Genomic DNA, 1362 nt, shown 5'->3' on the forward strand with positions numbered 1-1362 from the left:
TCGGTAATGAAGCTCCCCCAACTGTTTTCTGATGGTTATTTTTGGAAAATAGCAGAGCTGAAAATAAGCTCTGCTATTTAAAACTACAAGTTATCAATCTACAGTAAAAATTCAATTACTACCGAACAATCTAAGGTGTTAATAATGCTAAAAATTCAGTAAATGTTGGTGCAAGATAATAGGTATTTCCTTCATCAGAAGATGATGCTAAAGTATAGGTATCATCATAATAATAGATCCCTTGATTCTCGTCTCCACTTATCCAAATAATAATAAAACCATGCTGGATTGTATCTCCTATAATTAGAGAGCATTCCAAAAGGTCATCAATATAGTCTTCTGTCCATTTTTGGATATCCACTCCTTGTTCATCTGGTCGAACTCCGAAAAGTAAATCTAGATTTATTTCGTCATCAATCTTGGGAATACGAATCTTATTTAGTTCATAATCTATTGTTTCACCTCCATTAAAATTCAATAAAAATTGTTTATAATCTTCTGGTAATACAAGATTAAATTTCTTTTCTAACTCATGAATATCCTCAATTTTAGCACTTCCAAATTTTTCAATGTGTAAACTCATTATTTTCCTCCATTTTTTATGATAGAAATACCACCTCGATGTGTGAAGCGTCTATGAATTTCTCTATCAACCAATTGTAAAGTTTTTCCATCTTGATGGTGATGCCATGTATTATCTGGGCCAGATTTACCTGCCCTAGAAAAATCTTTAGCTCGAGTTTCAAACCCATCTTCCAGAATAAACTCTTTTTTAACTTGAGGGGGAATTCCATCTTTAAAATCAGGAAATCCATCTGTATATTTAATAATATTCCCTTCCCAGTCCGTATAAATCCATTCAGGAGGTATCTTACTATAATCAATGTCAATCTTTCCACCTTTGTCCATCCATTTATGTGGTGTAGGAGAGTTCTTCGGCTTAGTTCTAAAAATATCTGTATCTGATAAATCTAATGGTCGTATCTTGTTTCCTAGTGTAACCCCACTCTCAACCACCTCATCCACACTGCCACTTAAACTCTTGGCAAAGGCTTGGAGGTTATCGGCAAGGTCGGCTAGCTTGCCTGGTGATGGTGGTAATGAAGCTCCTCCAACTGGTTGTGGTATAAATCCAATGTTATTAAGACTAAAATTCTGCGCTGCTTTGCTGAGGGTGTCATCGACATGGCGGAGCTGGCTAGCAAGGTTATCAGCTGCGGAGGCGACCTTACCTTTGGTTAGATTGCCAACTTGTTTGGCGTAATGATCTATATTTTTAAGAACATTCTCCCCAAACTGACCGACATGCTTAACCAAGCCCTTAAAGCTATCAAGGTTCTTAACTCCTTGTTCCAAGCCTTC

At 36.5% G+C, this 1362-nt stretch carries 2 protein-coding genes; both read right to left on the reverse strand.

The genetic code is table 11. From position 1 onward, the window contains the following. Positions 1-130: 130 nt before the first annotated feature. Positions 131-583: an SMI1/KNR4 family protein gene (locus G575_RS0110505; RefSeq protein WP_027972671.1), complete on the reverse strand. Its 453-nt coding sequence runs from the start codon at positions 581-583 to the stop codon at positions 131-133. After that, the coding region (locus G575_RS11750) for an HNH endonuclease (protein ID WP_169365920.1) at positions 583-1362 on the reverse strand (780 nt) is incomplete at its 5' end. The genes G575_RS0110505 and G575_RS11750, both read right to left, overlap by 1 nt.

The organism is Streptococcus plurextorum DSM 22810 (assembly GCF_000423745.1).
Lineage (GTDB): Bacteria > Bacillota > Bacilli > Lactobacillales > Streptococcaceae > Streptococcus > Streptococcus plurextorum.